The organism is Nonomuraea montanisoli (assembly GCF_013363975.1).
In the GTDB taxonomy this organism is placed as follows: domain Bacteria; phylum Actinomycetota; class Actinomycetes; order Streptosporangiales; family Streptosporangiaceae; genus Nonomuraea; species Nonomuraea montanisoli.
Map to the genome: position 1 here is coordinate 409,886 of NZ_JABWGN010000002.1, position 20,567 is coordinate 430,452.

Sequence of the window (20,567 nt, forward strand, 5' to 3'; positions counted from 1 at the left end):
GGGCCGCCCATGATGGTGCACACGCCTTCAGGGGACACGTGCATTGAGGGGCACGCGCTTTCAGGGGGCGCGCCTTGAGGGGACACGTGCCGCCGGACGGCGGTGACGTCCACGAGACCGGAGAGACTCATGAGCAGCGACTTGTCCTCGCCTTCCCCCCGTTCTCCGCGAAGTGCTCAGGTCCTCGGCGGGCCGCCGCCGTTCGACCCGGAACTGGCGGCGGCACTCCCGCTGATCCACGAGTACATCCCCGCGTCGATCACCCCGGACATGCTCTCCATCCTCCGGCCTGACGCGCCGGACATGGGTGCTCTCACGGACGAGGAACTGGCCAGGGGAGGGGCGTTCCACGTCGAGGAGCGGACCGTGCCGGGGCCGGCGGGCGCGCCCGACGTCTCCCTGCTGGTGTGCCGCCCCGCCGACGCCGACACGCCGCTGGCCGCGATCTACCACACGCACGGCGGCGGCATGATCGCCGGCAACAACCGCATCGGCCTGGCCGAGCTCCTCGACTGGGCGAAGGACCTGCGGCTCGTCGTCGTGTCGGTGGAGTACCGCCTCGCGCCGGAGCACCCGCATCCCGCGCCGGTGGAGGACTGCTACGCGGGGCTGGTGTGGACGGCCGAGCACGCCGCCGAGCTGGGCATCGACCCCGAGCGCATCGTGATCGCCGGTGCCAGCGCCGGGGGCGGGCTGACGGCCGCGCTCGCCCTCATGGCCCGCGACCGCAAGGGCCCCGCCCTGGCCGGGCAGCTCCTCATCTGCCCCATGATCGACGACCGCAACGACACCCCGTCCTCCCTGCAGATGGCGGGGCTCGGCATCTGGGACCGCACCGCCAACGAGACCGGCTGGACGGCCCTGCTCGGCGGGTCGCGCGGCGGTCCTGACGTCTCCCCGTACGCCGCCCCGGCGCGTGCCGAGGACCTGTCGGGGCTGCCCCCGGCGTTCGTGGACGTGGGGTCGGCGGAGACCTTCCGTGACGAGGCGGTCGAGTACGCCTCGCGCATCTGGCAGGCGGGCGGGCAGGCCGAGCTGCACGTGTGGCCGGGCGGGTTCCACGGGTTCGACGGGCTGGTCCCGCATGCCGCCCTGTCGCGGGACACCAGGGAGGCCCGGTTCCGGTGGCTGCGCCGTCTCCTGAGCACCTGACCGCCGGAGGCCTGACCGCTGGGCCCCGCCGGAGGGGCGGGACGTACGGCTGGGGTGGTGCGTGGGCTGGGGTGGGGCTTGGGCTGGGGTGGGGCTTGGGCTGGAGTGGGGCTTGGGCTGGGGTGATCGACGGCTGAGGTGAGGCAGAATGGCCCGATGAAGGACCTCGTGGGGCGAGTATCCGCACTCGATCCCGACGCCGGCGCGGCAGTCAAGGTCATCGCCTACTTCGACCGGCTCGGCCGGACGAGGGTCGGCCTGGAGGCGATCATCCGCGCGGCGGCCGTGCTGGCGGGTTGTCCGGTGCGCCTCGTCGACGACGAGCGCCGTCTTCGCATCCGGGCGCTGGCGGACGGACGCCACGAGGACGACGACACACCACCGGATCCAGGCTGGCCGAGCGAACCCGTGGGCAGCGGGGCGGCCCGGCTGTGGCTCGAGCGCCCGGCGCCCTCCGGTCCAGTCGACGCCATCGTGCTGGAACGGGCCGCCGTGGCGGCGCGGGACGTACTGGACCGTGCCTGGGGCCGCGCTCCCTCCGTGCCGCCACGCGAGGATCCGGCGCTCGTCGAGCTGCTGCTCAACCCCGCGGCGTCCACCCAGGCCCGGCTCCGCGCGGCTCGCACCCTCGGCCTGGAGGACGGCGGGCTCTTCCGAGCCGTGGCGGTGTCCGGCGGCACTGCCCGAATCGAACGAGAGACAGTGGCAGGTCCGGGCCGTCCGGACCGCCCGGCGTCGGCCGGCATGGCGCGTCCGGACCGCCCGGCGTCGGCCGGAACGGAGCGTCCGGACCGCCCGATGTCGACCGGCACGGGGCGTCCGGGCCGCATGGCGCCGACCGACGTGGGGCGTCCCGATCGCATGGCGCCGATCGACATGGGCCGTCCCGATCGTTCCGCAGCAGGCGGCACGGCAGGTCCCGGCCGCCCCTCCCTCGCCGATCCGATGACCCGCCAGGACCCGAATGACCGCCCCTCCGATCCGACTTCGATGACGCGTCAGGCGCCGCCGTCCGGCGGCTCCGCTCATTCGGATCGGATGACGCGTCACGCGCCGCCCCACCGCTCTTCCCAGCCAGACCCGATGACGCGTGAGGCGCCGTCCGACAGCCCCTCCCGCCCGGATCTGCCCGCTCGCCAAGCGATGTCCGGCCGGCGCGGCCGTCCGGACCTGGCAGTGCGCCAGACCCCGCCGGATGGACACGCTCAGCCGGGTACGGCGGCAGGCCTGGCCGCGCCTGAGCGACTGGGGATCGGCCGTGCCGTTCCAGTGCTGGAACTGCCCGAGTCGTGGCGTTCGGCTCGGCTGGCGCTGCGACTCACCGCAGAGGGAACGGACGACGACCCAGGCCCCCGCGTGGTGTACGCGGACGACTTGGGCGCCCTGGAACTGCTGGCCGCGGCGGTGGACCCGGGCACGTGGAAGGACGTTCCCGACGTGCGGGCCCTCGACCGCGCCGCCGGGGCTGCGCCCTGGATGCTCGCCACCTTGCACGCGGTGGCCGGGGCCGTGAGCCTGCGCGCCGCCGCCGCGGAGCTGACCGTTCATCACTCGACCCTCCTGGATCGTCTCGTTCGGGCCGAGCACCTTCTGGGCTGGAGTGTGCGCACCCCGCAGGGTCGGGTGCGGCTGCACCTGGCCTTCGCCGTACGGCGTCTGCTGCGTCACCCGGATCAGCTGACGCGCCCGTCCACATCCACATCCACCGGTTCTTCGCACGCCTGACGTGCGGTGCCCGGTTCGCCGCCCGGTGAGTCCGGGGCTCGCCGTGCCCCGACACACGTGGGAATCGCCCAGCGTGAGGCAGGCCGAGTGCGATCGCGAGGTACGTCAGGCAGTGTGGTGGTGAGGTGCAGCCGGCCGCGTGAGGTGCCGTGTCCGCCTGGCTCCGGTCACGTCGGGTTGGAGCCGTCACCCTCCCTCGGCCGGGACGAAGGGCAGGTTCACGGGCCCCAGAACCTCACCTCCGGATATTCGGCGGAGGGACCGTCCAGAAGAGGGCGACGTTCGCCGCGCAGGTGCGTGTCCAGGAAGGCCGTGACGTAGGCGCGGGTGATCCGCAACGAGCGCTCGCCGTCGATCGGGGACGCGGGCAGCCCGAGCTGGGGCTGGAGCACCGCGTAGTCCACGAAGCTCATGTGCTCGGCCCCCGTGACGGTCAGCCAGCGCTTCCAGTCGCCGGTCACGTGCGTCCAGAACGTGTCCCACGAGCCCTGCTCGCCGCTCGTGCTCGGCTGCTGACGGGGGTTGCCGATCATCATGAACGGCTTGCCGATGTCCTGGGCCGGGGTCTTCGGGTTGTACGAGCCGTCCAGGTTGACCGCGGCCCGGATGCGCCGGCTCACGGGGAGCAGATGGGCGGCGCTCTGCCCGCCTACCGAGTGGCCCACCATCGCGATCCTGCGCTCGTCGACGAGGCGTCTCCAGCGCCCCGCCTTCTCCAGCCGGTCCAGCACGAACTCCGTGTCGGCCGCCCGCACCCGCGCCACCTTCTCGCCCAGCTCGGGCGTCTGCCCGCCCTTGCCGGCCTCGAACGTCGCGGTCCTGCCGTCCGGGAGCGTGGTCGCCACGGCCTCGTACGTGTGCCCGATGGCCGCGACCACGTAGCCTCTGCTCGCGAACTCCTCGGCGAGCGAGGTCAACGTCGCCCTCGGCAGCGTCATGCCGGGGGACATCACCACCAGCGGTCTGCCGCCCTTCCGTCCCAGCGCGGGCGCGTCGGTCGTGGCGTACGTCCTGGTCTTCGCGAGCGTGTCCGGTGGCAGGTCCTTCAACTGCGGCACGCTGCGCAGGATCAGCTCCGACTCCTCAGTCGTGACGTACGGGGCGGGGCTGTCCGCCGCCTTGCGCGCCGGATACCAGACGGACACCATCAGCCCCCGGGCCTTGCGGTCGGGCACCCATGGATCGGGACGGCTGGAGTCGACCAGGTGGAGAGTCGAACGACCCACCAGGTGCGGACCGGTCGGGCGGGGAAGGGCGGGCTTGACGGCGGCCGCGGTGTGCGCGCCGGGACGCGACAGGGCGGCTGTCACGGATGCGTTCGAACGGGGTGAAGCGGACGCGGCGGCCGGGGCGGACCCCATGAGTGTCGAGGTGCCGATGCAGGTGAGCGCGAGCAGAAGGCCCGCGACGGCGTGCTTCTTCATGCCGCCCACCTTTCTGGAGAACCGGGCGGCACCGTACCCGGCGAAAGAGACGGAGCACGTTCGACTTTCGTAGGGGGTCGTCCCGCCGGACCCCCGATAGCCTCGGGCCATGACGTACGGCGACGGAAGCGTTATCGAGCGCATCACGCCGTGGACGCTCGGTGCGGTGGTCTCCGCGCTGTCCATGGCCTCGGTGACCGGCAGCGTGGGCGTCCCTTCGGGGCTGCCTTCGCCGCTGCTCGTCGCGGTGGCCGTCACCTCGGGCGCGGTCGCGGTGTTCGCGGCACTGGGCGAGCGGATGGCGCTTCACGCGGACGAGCGGTCGGCGCTGGACGCGGACAACCGGACGTCGCTGCGCGGGACCGAACGGACGCCGCCGCATGCGGACAACCGGGCGGCGCTGGTCGGGGATGACGGGGCTGCGCTGTTCGGGGACGACGGGACGCCCCGGCAGGCTGACGGGGGAGCGTCGCGTCACGCGGACGGGAAGCCGTCGCCCCGCGCGGACGGGAAGCCGTCGCGTCACGCGGGCGGGAAGCCGTGGCATGACACGGGCGGGAAGTCATGGCGCCACATGAGCGGCGAGCCTTTGCGTCACATGGGTGGGCGTCGGTTGTGGCCGCTCGTCCTGGTGGGCGCGGTGTTCTATGTGTGGCTGGTGATGTGGCCGGCCGCCGCGGCGGCGTCCTATTACGCGGGCGCACGGCTGCGTGGGCGTGCCCTGTGGCTGTACTGCGGGGGAGCGGTCGCGGTCCTGGCTGCGGGCGGCGTCGTCTCCCATCTCGCGGGCGGCTACCGCATGGTGGTCGCGGGCACTCTGCCCAACGTGGTGGTCCTGGGCGGCGCGCTGCTGGGACTGCCCCTGATGGCCGGCCTGTGGACGCGGGCGCGCAGGCAAGTGATCGACGCGATGCGCGAGCAGGCCGAGCAGCTCCGGCGGGAGCAGGGGCTGCGCGCCGACCAGGCCAGGGCACACGAACGCGCGCGCATCGCCAGGGAGATGCACGACGTGGTCGCGCACCGGGTGTCGCTGATGGTGCTCCACGCCGGCGCGCTGGAGCTGCGCGCGCCGGACGAGTCCACGGCCGAGGCCGCGGCCCTCATCGGCCGGGTCGGCCGGGACGCGCTGACCAATCTGCGCGAGGTCCTCGGGGTGCTGCGCTCGGCGGGCGGCGTCTCACATGAGGTCGGAGCTGCGGCGTCAGCGGAGGGTGGGGCCGCGCCATCCGAGGATGAGGTCGCGTCCCTCGCGGGGAGTGTTGGGGCACGGGACGGCGGTGCTGCTGGGGGAGCTGTGCCAGCAGAGGGTGAGGTCGCGTCATTCGCGGGGAGTGCTGGGGCACGCGACTGCGGTGATGCCCCGGGTGCTGCGTCACCAGAGATCGGTATTGCGTCGGATGCCACGTCACCAGAGCCGGGTGCTGCATCACCGGAGGGGAGCGCTGCGTCGCGGGTGCAGGAGCCGAGCGACGCGCCTGCCAGGGGCGACACGCCTGCCATGGTGGAGTCGAGTGCGGGGTCATCCGGTCCGGTGACAGGGGTGCGGACCGGGTCTGATGACGGGGTGAATGGCCTTCCGGCAGGGCCGGTCGATGGCGTACCGGGCGCTCAGCCCGGGTTCGCCGATCACGTACGGCGGCATCTGACGGGCGGTGCAGAGCTCCATCCACAGCCGACGCTCGCCGACCTCGACCGGCTGCTCGACGAGTCGCGTGCACTGGGCGTCGTGGTCACCCGGCATGACGAGGGGGAGGTGCGTTCGCTGAGTTCCACGGTCGAACGCACCGCCTACCGCGTCATCCAGGAGGCCCTCACCAACGCGCACAAGCATGCGGGCGACACCAGGATCGACGTGTTCGTCCGCTATCTGCCTGCGGATCTCGAGGTGGTGGTGCGTAACACGGCACCGCCCAGGTCCGACCGCGGATGTCCGGATGGCGGAATGTCGCATGGGGGGCGTCCAGGTGCTGACGCTGGGGCTGGGGTGCCGGGATCCGGGTGGGGGCTGGTCGGGTTGAGGGAGCGGGTGGAGCTGGCCGGAGGCATCCTGGTGGCCGGTCCCCACGTCGAGGAACGGGCCATGGATGGGGCGAGGCGCGACGAGGAGGGCGGAACTCGGGTGGGGGTGAGCGGTGGGGCCCAAGCCGAGGACGGGTCCAAGGGCGAGGATGAGTCCCCGGTCAGGGGCGCGGGTTGGGCCGAGGTGCAGGAGCAGGCCAGGAAGAAGGGGCGACCCGGAGCCGGGGACCAGGCCGGGGAACCGGTCTGGGACGAGGTGGGGTTTCAGGTGCTGGCGAGGATACCGGCTCCATGATCCGTGTACTGGTGGTCGATGACGAGGCGCTCGTCAGGTCCGGGTTGCGGATGATCCTGGAGGCCGCGGGCGACATGGTGGTCGTCGGTGAGGCTCGGGACGGCGATGAGGCCGTGTCCGCAAACACCCGGCTCAGGCCCGACGTCGTGCTGATGGACGTCCGCATGCCGGGCACCGACGGCCTGACCGCCGGTGCGCGGCTGATGGCGGGGCCGCGAGCGCCGAAGCTCATCATGTTGACCACGTTCGACCTGGACGAGTACGTCCACGAGGCGCTGCGAGTGGGGGCCGTGGGGTTCCTGCTGAAGGACACGCCGCCGCGCGACCTGGCCGCCGCCGTGCGTACGGTGGCGGCCGGGCACGCCATGCTGTCGCCCACGGTCACCAAACGGGTGATCAGCTCGTTCGCCGACAGAACCCCTTCTCGGGCGGAGGCCGCGCGTGGCCGGCTCGCGACGCTGACGGCCCGCGAGGAAGACGTGATCAGGGCCGTTGCTCGTGGCCTGTCCAACGCCGAGATCGGCCGCGAGCTCAAGTTGACCGAGGCGACCGTGAAGGCTCATGTCAGCCGGGTGCTGGCCAAGCTGAACCTTGCCAACCGGGTCCAGGCAGCCATCCTGGTCCACGACGCCGACCTCGGCTGATCGGGTGCCGTCTTCTGGTTCATGCTGCTGTGGTGGGTTGGTGGGGCGTGGTCTTCTGGCCCCGATGCGGACTTGGGCTGGCCGGGTGCGGTTCTTTGGTTCACGATGCTGCGGGGGGCTGGCCGGGTGCGGTCTTCTGGTTCATGATGCTGCGGGGGCCGATCGGGTGCGGTCTTCTGGTTGATGGTGCTGTGGTGGGCTGGTCGGGTGCGGTCTTCTGGTTCATGGTGCCGTGGTGGGTTGGTCAGCCGGTGATCTTCCGGGCCGCGATGTCGAGCTGGGTGGTCCTGTGCGCGCTGTGCCGGTTCGAGTGCGCAAGGCCGCCGGTATGACGTCCACCGCTACGGCTGCGTCGCCTTCATCCCCTTAGGTGTATCCCTGCCGCGCAGAGGCCCTGCCCCCCCTCGTGCACATCCTCATGACGGCCTGCCGCCCCGGGGGATGAGGACTCCCAAGCATCGCACCGGTCAGCAACCGACCGGTGCGTCGCGGAAAAGGCGTTGCGCCGGAACGGAACGTTCCCTAAGGTCTCGCGCATGACAGGCTTCTGCATCTGCTTCATTCGCATCCGCTCCGGCCGGGCCCAGGCCCGCTAGGAGCGATTCTCCGCATCGCCTCCGGCGTGCCCGGGGCCCTTCGAGATCCCTTTTCTCTCGAAGACCCAGAAGGGCAACTGCTGTGGCGCAGTCTTTCGCATTCGGCGACTTTTCCCACACCCAGAAGAAGACCGCCCAGAAGAAGGGCGGCGGTCGCACGCCCAGAGACCGGGCACGACGCGAGCTCTCCCAGAACTTCCTGGTCGATCGGCATGCCGTGGGCCAGATGGTCAAGGCGGCCGAACCCGCCGGGCTCATCCTGGAACCCGGCTCCGGCGAGGGCGTCCTGACCACGGCGCTGGCCGCGACCGGCGCCCACGTCATCGGCTACGAGCTCGATCCGCTGCTCGCGGCCAAGGTACGGGCCAGGACCCGTGACAACGCGGGCATCGAGATCGTGAAGGGCGACTTCACCGCGGCCCGGCCGCCGGAGGAGCCGTTCGCGGTCGTCGGCAACATCCCGTACTCGATCACCTCGAAGATCGTGGACTGGTGCCTGACGGCCGAGCACCTCACCTCCGCGACCCTCCTCACCCAGCTCGAGTACGCGCGCAAGCGCTCGGGCGACTACGGCCGGTGGAGCCTGGTCACGGTGCTCAGCTGGCCGTGGTTCACCTGGGAGCTGCTCGGCCACGTCGACCGGACCAGCTTCCGCCCGGTGCCCTCGGTCGACTCGGCCATCCTGCGCATCGACCGGCGGCCGGACCCGCTGGTCGCGGACGAGCAGGCCTATCGAGAACTGGTGGAGCTCGGCTTCACCGGTGTCGGCGGCTCGTTGCACGCCTCGCTCGAGCCGCACTACCGACATCTCCCTCAGGCCTTCCGCGCCGCGGGCATCGCTCCCGACACGGTCGTCGCCTTCGTCCATCCGGATCAGTGGATCACGCTGTTCCGGGAGCTGCACCGCTGATCGGTCCGTGGTCGCGCCGTCCCCCTCGTCGGTGAACGTACCGGCGAAGGTGACGGCGCGACCACGGTCGCGCGGCCGCCCCTGATCGTGCGGTGTTCGCCCGGGCGACCGGTGCCGGGGAGACCGGTGGCCGATCACGGCTGCGGCCCCGGACGGGTGACGGCGCACCTGCGGGACCGGGGACTGGACACCTTCGGCCTCGACCTGTCGCGGGTGAAGCCGGCGGACGAGTACGAGTACTTGGACTATCACGGAGTGGCGTGGGCCGGCTTTCCGCTTCGACAAGACCAGCTACGCCGCGGCCATCTTGGAGGTCCGACGCCGTCGATCCATCTCAAGATCCGAACTCCGTGTGACGGACGGTTCCGCCTGGAGACCGCGCTCGAAGCCGCCGAGGAACCGGCGGAGCCGAGCTCGCCGGGGTCTCCCGGCGCCGTGGAGCGGCTGACCGCCGCTGCCGCGCTGCCCGAGGACGGGGCAAAGAGCTCCAACGGCTGATCGCCGAGATGCGCATGCTGCTGGGGAGCCGGCCGAAACCCGCGGACGAGTGCGAACTGGAGGCTGGACGTCCTGGGTGATCCGCAGCAGGTGTGCCGCCGTGCTCCCCTCAGCGTCCGCGCGCACCTGCGATCCGGCCAGGATCCGCGCCCGGATCGAATGAGTCAGGCCTCTGCGTCACCTCGAGGAGCTGATGGCACGAGCTCGCGTACGACGGCAAGGAAGTTGGCCGTGACCGGCCTCATGTGAGCGCGATCCCACACGGCGCCCACCTGCCATCTCGCGGGAGGCAATTCGATCGGCACAATGGTGACGGCGGGGGATGCGATGGTGACGGCACTGGCCGGCACGATGGCGACGCCGGCGCCGGAGGCCACCAGGGCCACGACTGTTTGCAGATCGTGAGCTTCCTGCAGGATGTGCGGCCTCAGGTCGTAGGCGCCGAGGAAGCCGTCGACCTGGGCCGCCAGTCCTGGGCCCTTCGCCGACGCCAGCCGGATGAGCGGGCGGTCGGCCAGCCATGACACGACGCTCTGATCGCTCAGAGGCGCGGGTCCTTCGTCGCAGGTCACGGCGATGGCCAGCGTGTCAGTGCGCAGGGTGATGGCCCCCAGATCGTCGTCCACAGGCAGCCTGACGAAACCGACATGCAGCCGGCCCGCCCGTATGAGGTCTGTCTGAGTGGCGCCGGACATGTCGTCAAGGGTGATCTCGACGTGAGGGTAGCGGCGGCGGAACGCCGCCACGGCGCGCGGGGCCAGGTCGATGGTGGACATTCCGAAGCCGACGCTCAGCAAGCCCCGTTCGCCGAGTGCGGTCTGGCGGGCCCGCCGGGTCAGGATGTCCGCGCGGCGGACGAGGTCCTGGGCATCGGGGAGGAACATCTGGCCGAGGGGGGTCAGGGCGGCCCCGTGCCGTCCCCGGTCGAACAGCAGCCCGCCGATCTCGGCCTCCAGAGCCTGAATCTGCTTGGTCAGGGCGGGCTGTGTGACACAGAGCTCCTGCGCCGCCCGGCCGAACGCGCCCAGCCTGGCCGTCTCGATGAACGCGCGCAGCAGACGAAGTTCCATTCCCACAGTATATGGATACCGTCGAAATTTTCATTGGACCGGGCCGGCTCGGATGAGATGTCATATGAACCTGCCAATCCGGTTCAGGGAGGATCATTTGTCAGCGCCGACCGTCGACAATAAACAGATAAACGTCCTGAGGTGCGCCTCGGTGCAGTTCGAGGCCATGCCCGACGCCAAAGAACGCAATTTGGAGAGGATCAAGCACTTCGTGCGTGAAGCCGCCTCCGACTCCGTGCGAGTCATTGTGTTCCCCGAAATGTGCCTGCTGGGCTACTGGCATCTCCGCAACCATTCGGCCGAGCGGCTCCGCGAACTCGCGGAGCCGATCTCCGGGCCGTCGACCACCGAGGTGCGCCGGCTCGCGATGGAGAGCGGCATGGCCGTCGGCGTGGGATTCCTGGAGGTGGGCGAGGACGGCCGCCTCTTCAACTCGTACGCGGTATGCCTTCCCGACGGGCAGGTGCACCGCCATCGCAAGCTGCACGCGTTCGAGCACGAAGCCATATCCAGCGGCGAGGAGTACACCGTATTCGACACTCCCTGGGGTGTTCGCCTCGGGGTGCTCATCTGCTGGGACAACAATCTTGTGGAAAACGTGCGCGCCACCGCCCTCATGGGCGCCTCCGTCCTTCTGGCTCCCCATCAGACCGGCGGAACGGCGTCGCGCAGTCCTCATGCGATGAAGCCGATCCCGATGGAATACTGGCAGGCCAGATATCGGGATCGGGAAACAATAGAGGAGCAGTTCCGCGGGCCCAGTGGACGCGAATGGCTGCTCCGCTGGCTGCCGTCGCGCGCCCACGACAACGGCCTCGGCATCGTCTTCAGCAACGGCGTCGGGCGTGACGACGACGAGGTGCGCACAGGGAACGCCATGATCCTCGACCCCTATGGCCGGATCATGGTGGAGACGACTTCTCCCGAGGACACCATGGTGGTCGCCGACCTTGACCTGGGACTCCTGCCGATGTCCACCGGGCGGCGCTGGCTGAAGGGCCGTAGACCCGAGTTGTACGGGATTCTCACCGAGCGTTTCGGCGACGAGCGCGACCCACGCACCGCGCGTTTCTCCGACGAGCCCGCGCGCATCGACGTCTCACACCCTCACGACATGCGGCAGGAAAGTCACTCATGATGAGAACACATCCGATCGCCGCTGTCGCGGCGGGCCTGGCGATCCTCGCGGGACTCACCGGATGCGGCAAGGGCGGCTCGTCAGCCGACGGAGAAGACACCGGCAAGGAGATCAGGTTCGTCGCCGCCAAGTACGACGACGATACCCAGCCGTACTGGGAGAGCCTGATCAAGGATTTCGAGGCGCAGAACCCCGGCTACCGGGTCAAGCTCGAGATCGTCGATTGGGAACAGATCGACGCCAAGGTGAAAACCTACATCCAGACCCGTCAGCAGCCCGACATCCTCAACTACAACGCCTATTCCGACTTCGCCCGCGACGGTCTGATCTACAAGGCGTCCGATGTCGTCTCGACGCAGGTCATGAAGGACTTCCTGCCCAAGTTCGCCGACGGGGCCAAGTACGGTGGACAGCAGTACGGACTCCCCTTCCTCGCCAGCGCGCGACTGTTCTTCTACAACCGGGACATCTTCCGCAAGGCCGGGATCGCCGGACCGCCGAAGACCTGGGACGACGTGAAGCTCGCCGCCCAGAAGATCAAGTCCGCGGTGAACGGGGTGAGCCCGCTCGGATTGCCCTTCGGCGCCGAAGAGGCACAGGCCGAGTTCTTCATCTGGGCGATGAACAACGGCGGCGGCTGGGTGGACTCCTCCGGCAAGTGGGCGATCAACCAGCAGGCCAACGTCGACACGCTCCGGTTTCTGCGGGAGCTGACAAAGGCCGGGCTGACCCAGCCGAACCCGGAGACCACCAATCGCAAGGACGTGTTCAACCTGTTCTCGCAGGGCAAGATCGGCATGCTCAACGGTGCCGTCTTCCAGCGCAAGGGCTTCATCGACACGGTCGACAAGAACCTGGCGTACGGCGTGGCGCCCCTGCCCGGCGCGGCCGGCGCGACGCCTCAGACGCTCAGCGTCCAGGACTTCCTGGTGGCCTTCAAGAACGGCGACGGCAAGAACGGCGACGGCAGGAACAAGGACGCCGTTTCGAGGTTTCTCAACTTCTTCTACCAGAAGGACAACGTCGCCGGGTTCCTCAAGACCGAAGGCTTCCTGCCGGTCACCAGGTCGGCCGGCGACGCGTTGAGTTCCGACCCGTACTACAAGCCCTTCGTCGAGTCGCTGGCGAACGCGCGGTTCGCGCCGACCGACGATCCGGCCTGGAGCGCGGTCGCGGGCGCCGCCAAACAGCAGATAGGAACCGCTGTCGCCGACGCCGACCCCAAGACCGTCCTGGACAAGCTCCAGGACGCCGCGGCAAAGAACGACTGACATGCGCGACGCGCGAACCACGCCGCTCGAGACAGCAGCGAGCGGCGTGGCACCACGATCCGTCTGGTGGCGCACCGCGGGCCGGGCATTGACGCCGCTGGCGTGGGTCGGCCCGGCCGTGGCCCTGATTCTCGGCGTCGTGCTGTGGCCCGCCGTCGAAATGGTGCGGACATCACTGACGAGAGTCAGTTCCTCCGGTCTGTCCGGCGGGTTCACCGGCTTTCGCAACTACGCCGAGCTGTTCGGCGAGAACGACCTCGTGCCGGTGCTGTGGCGCACGGCGCTGTGGGTGGTCGGCGTCGTGGCCGTCACCCTGGCGGTCTCACTGGCCTTGGCACAGGTCCTGAACGCCCGCTTCCCCGGACGCCGGTTGGTGCGGTGGGCGGTGATCGTGCCATGGGCGGCCTCGGTCCTCATGACCGCCCTGCTCTGGAAATGGATGCTCGACGACTTCTACGGCGTGGTGAACAAGCTCCTCATGGACACGGGAGTGATCGAGACGCCCGTGAACTGGCTCGCCCACCCGGAGGTGGCGTTCGCCTGCATGATGGCGGTCTCGGTCTTCGTCTCACTGCCGTTCACCTCGTTCGTCATCCTCGCCGGCCTGCAGACCATCCCCGGCGAGGTGTACGAGGCGGCACGCGTCGACGGCGCGGGGCACCTTCGCACCTATTTCCAGATCACTCTCCCCCTTCTGCGGCCGGTGTTGTTCGTCGCATCGGTCATCAACGTCATCAACGTCTTCAATTCCTTTCCGATCATCTGGGCGATGACCCAGGGCGGGCCGGGACGCGCCACCGACACCACGACGACCCTCATGTACAAGCTCGCTTTCCTGAACCAGGACGTCGGCGAGTCCGCCGCCCTGGCCGTGGTCAACTTCGCACTGATTCTCACCCTCGCGCTGCTCTACTCGTGGGGCGCGCGGCGGCAGGGGAGGGCGCAGGCATGAGATCGCCGATACGGCCGCGCACCGTACTTCTCACGGCCGTCGGATGGCTGGTCGCCATCGCCTTCGTCGCGCCGTACCTCCAGATGTTCCTGACCGCCCTCAAACCGGCACCGGAACTGATGCGGCCGCCACCCTCCTACCTGCCCGGCACATGGGAGTGGGCGAACTTCGTGAACGTATGGAAGGTGAACGACCCCAGGATCTGGGCGGCCCTGAGGTTCTCACTCCAGGTCTCGGGCGCGGCTACCGCCCTGGCGTTGGCCGTGGGCCTGCCGGCGGCCTACTACACGGCGCGCAACCGATACCGCGGACGTGGCGTGTTCCTGTTCGTCGTGCTGGTCACGCAGATGTTCGCGCCGACCGCGTTGCTGGTCGGCATCTACCGTGAGCTCGTCGCACTGGACTGGACGGACACGAGCCAGGCGCTGATCGTCGTGAACGCCGCGTTCAACCTGCCGTTCTGCGTGTGGATTCTGAACGCCTACTTCTCCAGCATCCCGAAGGAGATGGAGCAGGCGGCCTACCTCGACGGCGCCGGCCGCCTCACGGCCTTCACCCGCGTGATGCTTCCGCTGGCCATGCCCGGCGTGGTGACGGCGGCCGTCTACACCTTCATCGGGACATGGAACGAATACATCGTGGCCATCACCGTGACGTCCTCGGACGACCGGATGACCCTCACGAGGGCGATCCCCGGGTTCGTCACCCAGTATCACGAGCAGTGGCAGTACTTGTTCGCTGTCTCGCTCATCGCGATCGTCCCCGTCGTCATCCTCTTCGCCTCGATCGAACGCCATCTTGTCGGCGGTCTGACCGCCGGGAGCGTCAAATAGCCATGGCCAAGAGCCCTGGTCTTCTCAGCACACGGCCCTCGACGAGAGTTCGGACAACCTGACATGAACACTTCGGCGGATCCCGCCGCGATCGGCATCGACCTCGGAGCCACCCACATCCGCGCCGCGATCGTGGCGGCCGACGGAACGGTGTCGAGCGTCGTGCGACACGCCCTGCCCGCCGACGCCGCAGCCCGCAGGCAGGCCGCCGCCAACGTCGCGCTCCACCTGCTCGCCCGCCATCCGGACCGGTGGATCCACGCCATCGGCCTGGCCGTCGCGGGAACCATCGCCGACGGCGTGCTGACCTCGTCGACGAACCTCGGCATGCAAGCCGTTGACTACCGCAGCGAGATCCACGCGGCGACCGGGCGCGCGACGACCGTGCTGAACGACGCGCACGCCGCCGCCACAGCCGAAGCACGTCTCGTCGACGGGGCCAGGACGGCCACGATCCTCATGGTGACCGTCGGCACAGGCATCGGCGGCGGCCTCGTCATCAACGGTGCCCTGCACACCGGCACCGGCGACGCCGGCGAGATCGGCCACGTCGTCGTCGATCCGGGCGGCCCCTCCTGTGGCTGCGGTCGCCGCGGGTGCTGGGAGCAGGTGGCCGGTGGCCTCGCACTGGATGCCGCGGCGTCGGACGAAGCACGGGCCGACCCTGGCGGGCGGATCGCTGCCATCGCCGGCGACCGCCACCCCGGCGCCGCGGACCTGGCCCGAGCCGCCGCCGAAGGCGACAGCGCCGCGATGGGCGTCGTCGCCCGGCATGCCGGCCTGTTCGCCGCCGGCCTCGACAACGTCTGCGCCGTCGTCGCCCCGCATGTGCTCATCCTCGGCGGAGGAATCATGGCCAGGCCTGGCCCGATCAGGGACGCCTACCTCGCGGCGACGCGTACGCTGCGCTGGCACCAGGGAGACGTCCGGCCGGCGAACCTGGGCGACAATGCGGGCATGATCGGGGCCGCCCAGGCAGCCTGGGACAACAGCCGGTGCCGCGCAGGTGGGTGAGAGCCCGGACGGCGTGACGGAGACTGCCTCCCTTGTGCGGGCAGTCCGCCCGCACCGAACACCGTCGGCTCCGCCGCCAGGCTGAGGGGCCGTCACTCGGCCGGTGGACGACGCGGCAGGCCCCCGCCGCCTACCGTCGGCGGCGTGTTCAACGACCACGTGACCTTCCGCCGCCTCGCGGCGGGCACCCTGCTCATCGCCGCCCCCCTGCTCCAGGCGGTGGCGGTCATCGTCGACCCCGGCACCTGGGGCGACGACCGGGAGGCGGTCAGCTACGGCTCCAACCCCGCCCTCGCCCAGACCGAGTCCGCCCTCTACCACTGGAGCTGGATGCTCATGGCCGTGGCCGCCATCGGCCTCGTCCACCTCACCCGGCAGCGGGCGACCCGGCTCGGGCACATCGCCGGCGCCATGACGGTCATCGGCTACCTCAACCTGTCGGCCCTGCTGATGATGGACCCCGTCGAGTGGTGGCTCGGCCGGCACCACCCGCCGGAGCAGGCGCAGAAGATCCTCGACGAGATGCTCGACCTGCCGGGTGTGATCGTCGGGTTCCAGATGCCGTGGGTGCCGCTCGGCCTCATCGGACTGCCGCTGCTGACCGTCGCCGTGTGGCGGTCAGGGTTCTCCGGCTGGTGGGTGCCCGTGACGGTCGTCGTCGGCTACGGAGGCGGGTTCGCGGTCGACTACGGCCCGATCACCGTCGTGCTCTGGATCATCCCCGTCGCCGGGCTCGGCGCGCTCGGGGTCAAGGTCCTGCGCATGGGCGACGACGCCTGGGCCGCCCTCTACGCGCGGCGAAGGGCGGAGGACACGCCTCCGCCCCTCCCGGTCCCTGGAGATCAGGACCGGCACAGCGCGCGGTGACTCCCGGGACCGCCTCGCAGGCGCCGCGCCCGGGTCAGATCTTCACCGACACCGTGGACGGCAGCGGCGGGAGCATCTGGACCCGGGCCGAGCCGATGTCGAAGTACAGCCCGACCAGCTCCAGCCGCCCCGCCCGTACCTGCTCGTCCACCTTGCGGTGGGTGCGGAGGTTCTCGAGCTGCTGCTGCACGTTCATCCGGCAGAGCTGGTCGAGCGCCCGCGAGTCGAGCGGCCCGTCGGCGCTCTCGATGAACCTGGCCAGGCTGTGGTGGCCGTGCCGCAGCCAGCGTCGCATCCCCGGCAGGCTGCCGGCCTTCACCCCGCCGCTCAGCAGCCCCGCCATCGCCCCGCAGCCCGAATGCCCGCACACGGTGATCGTGTGGACGCCCAGCACCTGCGTGGCGTACTCGATGGCCGCCACCACCGAGTCGTCGTGCGGCTCGGCGCCCCGGCGGGGCACCAGGTTGCCGATGTTGCGGACCGTGAACAGGTCGCCCGGCCCGCTCGCCGTGATCAGGCTCGGCACGACCCGCGAGTCGGCGCACGTGATGAACAGGTGCGACGGCTGCTGCTTGTGGGCCAGCTCGGTGAGAATGGGCCGCACCAGCGGCGCCGTACGCCGGTGGAACTCCCGCGCGCCCGCCGTCAGCCGGCACTCGGGCCGGTCGGGCGGCCCCACCGGCGGCTCCGACGACGGCTCGGCCGAGGGCCGGACGGGGCGGCGGTGCCGGTGCGCCCACGGCAGCCACCACCGGTCGGGCGCCCGGGGCGGCTTCTTGGCCTGATACGTACGGGCGCCGCTCGCGGCCAGCGCGTACCACTCGTCGTGCAACTCGTCGATGTCCACCGTTCCACCGGACCGCTCGTGGTTGAGCCGCCAGGAGTGGATGGCCTCGAAGGCGGCGTTGTCCATGAAGTCGATGTTGAGGTCGAGGTCCACGGCCGAGCGCGGCGGGATGGCCCGCAGCTCGTGAGTCAGCCGGGGCACCCCCAGGAACGTCAGCGACCCGCTGATCGACACGTGCCACCGCCCGTCGTCCACCGGCTCGTGCGTCCTGACCGTCACCCACGTCAGCCGCCGCAGCGCCATCACCGCGGCCAGCGCCAGGCCCGCCACCACGCCCTCGGCCAGGCCGAGCACGATGACCGCGAGCATGGTCACGACGTAGACCGGCACCTCGCCGTGGCCGTGGACCTTGCGGACGTGGCCGAGGTTGACCATCTGCACGCCGATGAACACGAGCAGCGCCGCCAGCGCCTCCATGGGGATGAGCTGGATCGTCCAGCCGAACCCCAGCGCGAACATCAGCACCCACACCCCGTGCAGCACCGCCGACGCGCGGCTGCGGGCGCCCGCCTGGACGTTGGCGGTGCTGCGCACGATCACCCCGGCCACCGGCAGGCCGCCGAGCGCGCCCGAGATCATGTTGGCCACGCCCTGGCCGGTCAGCTCCTGGTCGAGGTCGGCGCGCGGCCCCGCGTGCATGCCGTCGACCGCCACCGAGCACAGCAGCGACTCGACGCCCGCCAGCAGCGCCACCAGCAGCACGGCGGCCACGACCTCGTGCCAGTCGCCCTGCGGCAGCACCGGGAACGCCCACGTGCCGAAGCTGCCCGACAGGTCGACCCGGGTGACGTCCCACTGGAACGCCCACGCGACGAGCGCGGCCACGAGCAGCGCCGCGAGCGGCGCGGGCACCACCCTGACGTGCTTGGGCAGCCGCGTCCACAGTGCGAGGACCGCGATCGTGAGCAGCCCGACCGCCACGGTGTGGCCGTGCATCGCGGCCACCTGGGCGGGCAGCTCCATGAGGTTGGCCAGGGCGGAGCGTTGCGGGCTGCCGCCGAGCACGATGTGCAGCTGGGACAGCGCGATCACCACGCCGACACCCGCCAGCATGCCGTGGATCACGGCGGGGGAGACGGCCAGCGCCGCCCGGGCCGCCCGCAGCAGGCCCAGCACGAGCTGGACCGCCCCCGCCAGCAGCGTGATCATGCAGGTCGCCCGCCAGCCGTACGTCTGGACGAGGTCCGCCACCACCAGAGAGAGGCCGGCGGCGGGCCCGCTCACCTGGACGACGGAGCCGCCGAGCGCTCCGGCCACGACACCGCCCACGACGGCGGCTATGAGTCCAGCGGCGAGGGGGGCACCCGAGGCCATCGCGATGCCCAGGGAGAGGGGCACCGCGACGAGGAAGACCACGAGCGAGGCAGGCACATCGTACCTGAGAGTCCTCAGCACGTTACTGTGAGTGTCGCCGGTCATGCCGCAAACCCTAATGCCCCGCCGGGGCGGGGCTTCAGGCTCGTCACCGGGTTTTACGGAATCCAGGGCTGGCGCGGCGGCGCGCCTGGCTGCGACACCGGCCGCCGTCACTCTCGCCGGCCCCGGCGGGGCCGCGAAAGCGACGGCCCCGGCGCGGGATCAGCGGTAGTAGTCGGGGAAGTCCGGCTCGGGGGTGGCCCGGCGACGGCCGCGGCCGCCACCGCTCTGGCCCGGACGCTGGCCCTCGGACTTGCCGTACATCTCGTTGTAGGTCGGCCAGCCGCCCGTGCCGCCGGTGGACGGCGACTCGGGCCAGTCGGGGCCGCCGGGCTGGCCGGCCGCGCTGGCGAAGTCGCCCGTCTCGTACGCGATGGACTGCGGGACGGGCGGCGCCGACAGCACGTCGTCGCGGGGCGAGACCGCGCGCGCCGGCGCGGTCGGCACGCCCGTCGCCGGGGACGGTGCGGTCAGCGGGTCGGAGTCGTCGGCCACGGCCCAGCCGGAGCGCACCTCGTACGACGCCGGGTAGGAACCGGACGGCTGCTGCGGCTGGAAGCCTGGCCACGACCCGGAGGGGCCGGGGACGGGCGCGGGGGCCGGAGCCGGGGAGTCGTCGAGGATGTCGTGCGACGGCCAGGAACCGGAGGCGGACGGGGTGGCCGGGCCGGCGGCGGGCCAGCCGGCGTCGAGGGCGTCGGCGCCGTTGTAGGCCGCCGGGAACGGGTCACTCGTCGGCGCCCCGTGGATGGGGGCGACCGGCGTGGCAGGGAAGGAACCGCTGCCAGCCGGGTTGAACGCGCCGCCGGCGGCGGCGAACGAGCCGGTCACCGGGCCGGTGGCGGGCATCGGGCCGGTCGCGACGCCGTTGCTGGACAGGGAGCCGGGGGCGCCCACGGCCGGGAAGGAGCCGCTGGTGGCCGGCGCCCCGTTGGTCGACAGGGAGCCGGAGGGGCGCGGGTCGGGGCGGTTGGCGGGCACCGGCTTGGCGCCGGCGCCGAGGATGCTCATCACGTCCGCGGGCGGGGCCGAGAACGTCACCGTGCGCTGGTCGGCAAGGTCGGACGCCGACGGGGCGGGACGGGGCTGCGCGGGCTCGACCAGGTCGGCCAGGGCGGCCGTGGGAGCGGGGACGGGAGCGGCGGGCTCGCGGCGCGACCGCTGCGGCCGTTGCGGCAGCGGCGCCTGGACGGTGGTGGCGTCGGGATCGACGGCGGCGGCCTCGCGGCGGGAGGGACGCTTGCGCTCGCCGGTGCGCTCACGGCCGGCGGGACGGGCCGCGGCGGGCCGCTCGGGCTCGCGCTCGGCGGGGCGGGGGGCGGCGGGCTCGCGCTCGTCACGCTCGACCGGGCGGGCGGCGCCCTTGCGGGCCGCCACGGTGCCCCCGGCGCCGAAGCCGCCCTCGGTGGCGTCGCTGCGGATGGTCGCCCAGAACTCCTCGTCGTCCTCGTCGTTCGTCGGGTTGCCCCACTCGTCCACACCGCGCTTGCCACGCTGACCGGTGCGCACCGGTTTGGGCTTGACCTCGTCGATGGGACTGAAGTCGGGACTGAAGTTGGCCATACGGGGCTCGTGGGCGGCGAACTCGTCCGTGGACCGAGCGTGCGTCTGCTCTTCCTTCTCGATCATCTGCTTCAGCCGCTCCGGTGGAAGCGAGCTCTCCCGCCGGCTCATCGAACGCATGCCCAGTGCCACGACAGCGATCACGAGGAGCACGACAGCGACCAAGCTGACTACGACCGCGATCATTGCACCACCCTCAAAGCCATGGCCTCCCTGTGGCACCGGTGAGGTCGCGCGGCCATCGACGCGACCTGCCCCCATTGATCACCAGCGCCTGACAATTGGATCTGATTGTGTCGGACCACTGCGAGCGTTGTCACACCCTAAGCGAAG

16 protein-coding genes and 1 pseudogene are annotated in these 20,567 nt (G+C 71.0%); 13 read left to right on the forward strand and 4 right to left on the reverse strand.

Features of this window, described 5'->3' with window-relative positions; genetic code table 11:
* The first annotated feature begins 129 nt into the window (after positions 1–129).
* On the forward strand, positions 130–1,152 hold the full coding sequence (locus HTZ77_RS05390; protein WP_175588296.1) for an alpha/beta hydrolase: 1,023 nt from the start codon (positions 130–132) through the stop codon (positions 1,150–1,152).
* A gap of 156 nt (positions 1,153–1,308) precedes the next feature.
* The gene (locus HTZ77_RS45135; RefSeq protein WP_205302091.1) at positions 1,309–2,877 is read left to right on the forward strand and encodes a helix-turn-helix domain-containing protein; all 1,569 of its coding nucleotides are present in this window, start codon (positions 1,309–1,311) and stop codon (positions 2,875–2,877) included.
* A gap of 218 nt (positions 2,878–3,095) precedes the next feature.
* Here HTZ77_RS45135 and HTZ77_RS05400 read toward each other — a convergent pair whose 3' ends face one another.
* Positions 3,096–4,301 carry an alpha/beta hydrolase family protein gene (locus HTZ77_RS05400; RefSeq protein WP_175588297.1) on the reverse strand — a complete coding sequence of 402 codons (1,206 nt, stop codon included), beginning with the start codon at positions 4,299–4,301 and terminating at the stop codon, positions 3,096–3,098.
* A gap of 850 nt (positions 4,302–5,151) precedes the next feature.
* Here HTZ77_RS05400 and HTZ77_RS45825 point away from each other — a divergent pair.
* The 5 genes and pseudogenes from HTZ77_RS45825 to HTZ77_RS48665 form a co-directional block, all read left to right on the forward strand.
* Positions 5,152–5,463 (forward strand): annotated as a pseudogene (locus tag HTZ77_RS45825) (histidine kinase); the annotation flags it as partial.
* A gap of 132 nt (positions 5,464–5,595) precedes the next feature.
* Positions 5,596–6,615, forward strand: a complete 1,020-nt coding sequence (locus HTZ77_RS48030) for a sensor histidine kinase (protein ID WP_407940478.1) — start codon at positions 5,596–5,598, stop codon at positions 6,613–6,615.
* The gene (locus HTZ77_RS05410) at positions 6,612–7,259 is read left to right on the forward strand and encodes a response regulator (protein WP_175588298.1); all 648 of its coding nucleotides are present in this window, start codon (positions 6,612–6,614) and stop codon (positions 7,257–7,259) included. The genes HTZ77_RS48030 and HTZ77_RS05410 overlap by 4 nt, the downstream gene beginning before the upstream one ends.
* A gap of 678 nt (positions 7,260–7,937) precedes the next feature.
* Positions 7,938–8,765, forward strand: coding sequence for an ErmE/ErmH/ErmO/ErmR family 23S rRNA (adenine(2058)-N(6))-methyltransferase (gene erm / locus HTZ77_RS05415; RefSeq protein ID WP_175588299.1), 828 nt, complete (start codon positions 7,938–7,940; stop codon positions 8,763–8,765).
* A 126-nt stretch (positions 8,766–8,891) separates the two neighbouring features.
* Positions 8,892–9,263 (forward strand): hypothetical protein, encoded by a 372-nt coding sequence (locus HTZ77_RS48665; RefSeq protein ID WP_407940475.1) that lies wholly within the window; start codon positions 8,892–8,894, stop codon positions 9,261–9,263.
* Positions 9,264–9,427: 164 nt separating this feature from the next.
* On the opposite strand, the gene HTZ77_RS05425 is transcribed toward HTZ77_RS48665, so the two are convergent.
* Positions 9,428–10,333 (reverse strand): LysR family transcriptional regulator, encoded by a 906-nt coding sequence (locus tag HTZ77_RS05425; RefSeq protein ID WP_175588300.1) that lies wholly within the window; start codon positions 10,331–10,333, stop codon positions 9,428–9,430.
* A gap of 64 nt (positions 10,334–10,397) precedes the next feature.
* On the opposite strand from HTZ77_RS05425, the gene HTZ77_RS05430 reads away from it, so the two are divergent.
* From HTZ77_RS05430 to HTZ77_RS05455, 6 genes are all read left to right on the forward strand, one after another.
* Complete coding sequence (locus HTZ77_RS05430; RefSeq protein WP_175588301.1) at positions 10,398–11,471, forward strand: nitrilase family protein; 1,074 nt, start codon at positions 10,398–10,400, stop codon at positions 11,469–11,471.
* Entirely contained in the window at positions 11,468–12,742 is a 1,275-nt protein-coding gene (locus tag HTZ77_RS05435; protein ID WP_235994330.1) for an extracellular solute-binding protein, read from the forward strand. The genes HTZ77_RS05430 and HTZ77_RS05435 overlap by 4 nt, the downstream gene beginning before the upstream one ends.
* Before the next feature lie 46 nt (positions 12,743–12,788).
* Positions 12,789–13,694, forward strand: coding sequence for a carbohydrate ABC transporter permease (locus HTZ77_RS05440; RefSeq protein WP_328808426.1), 906 nt, complete (start codon positions 12,789–12,791; stop codon positions 13,692–13,694).
* Positions 13,691–14,527 carry a carbohydrate ABC transporter permease gene (locus HTZ77_RS05445; protein WP_175588303.1) on the forward strand — a complete coding sequence of 279 codons (837 nt, stop codon included), beginning with the start codon at positions 13,691–13,693 and terminating at the stop codon, positions 14,525–14,527. The genes HTZ77_RS05440 and HTZ77_RS05445 overlap by 4 nt, the downstream gene beginning before the upstream one ends.
* Positions 14,528–14,590: 63 nt before the next feature.
* A complete protein-coding gene (locus tag HTZ77_RS05450; protein WP_175588304.1) occupies positions 14,591–15,541 on the forward strand; it encodes an ROK family protein in 951 nt (316 codons plus the stop codon).
* 144 nt (positions 15,542–15,685) lie between these two features.
* Positions 15,686–16,408, forward strand: coding sequence for a hypothetical protein (locus HTZ77_RS05455; protein ID WP_175588305.1), 723 nt, complete (start codon positions 15,686–15,688; stop codon positions 16,406–16,408).
* A gap of 34 nt (positions 16,409–16,442) precedes the next feature.
* Here HTZ77_RS05455 and HTZ77_RS05460 read toward each other — a convergent pair whose 3' ends face one another.
* On the reverse strand, positions 16,443–18,626 hold the full coding sequence (locus HTZ77_RS05460) for a SulP family inorganic anion transporter (protein ID WP_328808427.1): 2,184 nt from the start codon (positions 18,624–18,626) through the stop codon (positions 16,443–16,445).
* Positions 18,627–18,833: 207 nt separating this feature from the next.
* Positions 18,834–20,420 carry a hypothetical protein gene (locus HTZ77_RS05465; protein WP_205302092.1) on the reverse strand — a complete coding sequence of 529 codons (1,587 nt, stop codon included), beginning with the start codon at positions 20,418–20,420 and terminating at the stop codon, positions 18,834–18,836.
* Positions 20,421–20,567: the final 147 nt, after the last annotated feature.

Coding starts and splice junctions, on each gene's coding strand:
- HTZ77_RS05430 (WP_175588301.1), top strand. CDS start 10,398: ATGAACCTGCCAATCCGGTTCAGGGAGGATCATTTGTCAGCGCCGACC.
- HTZ77_RS05435 (WP_235994330.1), top strand. CDS start 11,468: ATGATGAGAACACATCCGATCGCCGCTGTCGCGGCGGGCCTGGCGATC.
- HTZ77_RS05410 (WP_175588298.1), top strand. CDS start 6,612: ATGATCCGTGTACTGGTGGTCGATGACGAGGCGCTCGTCAGGTCCGGG.
- HTZ77_RS05400 (WP_175588297.1), bottom strand. CDS start 4,301: ATGAAGAAGCACGCCGTCGCGGGCCTTCTGCTCGCGCTCACCTGCATC.
- HTZ77_RS05425 (WP_175588300.1), bottom strand. CDS start 10,333: ATGGAACTTCGTCTGCTGCGCGCGTTCATCGAGACGGCCAGGCTGGGC.
- HTZ77_RS05450 (WP_175588304.1), top strand. CDS start 14,591: ATGAACACTTCGGCGGATCCCGCCGCGATCGGCATCGACCTCGGAGCC.
- HTZ77_RS05445 (WP_175588303.1), top strand. CDS start 13,691: ATGAGATCGCCGATACGGCCGCGCACCGTACTTCTCACGGCCGTCGGA.
- HTZ77_RS05465 (WP_205302092.1), bottom strand. CDS start 20,420: ATGATCGCGGTCGTAGTCAGCTTGGTCGCTGTCGTGCTCCTCGTGATC.
- HTZ77_RS45135 (WP_205302091.1), top strand. CDS start 1,309: ATGAAGGACCTCGTGGGGCGAGTATCCGCACTCGATCCCGACGCCGGC.
- HTZ77_RS05390 (WP_175588296.1), top strand. CDS start 130: ATGAGCAGCGACTTGTCCTCGCCTTCCCCCCGTTCTCCGCGAAGTGCT.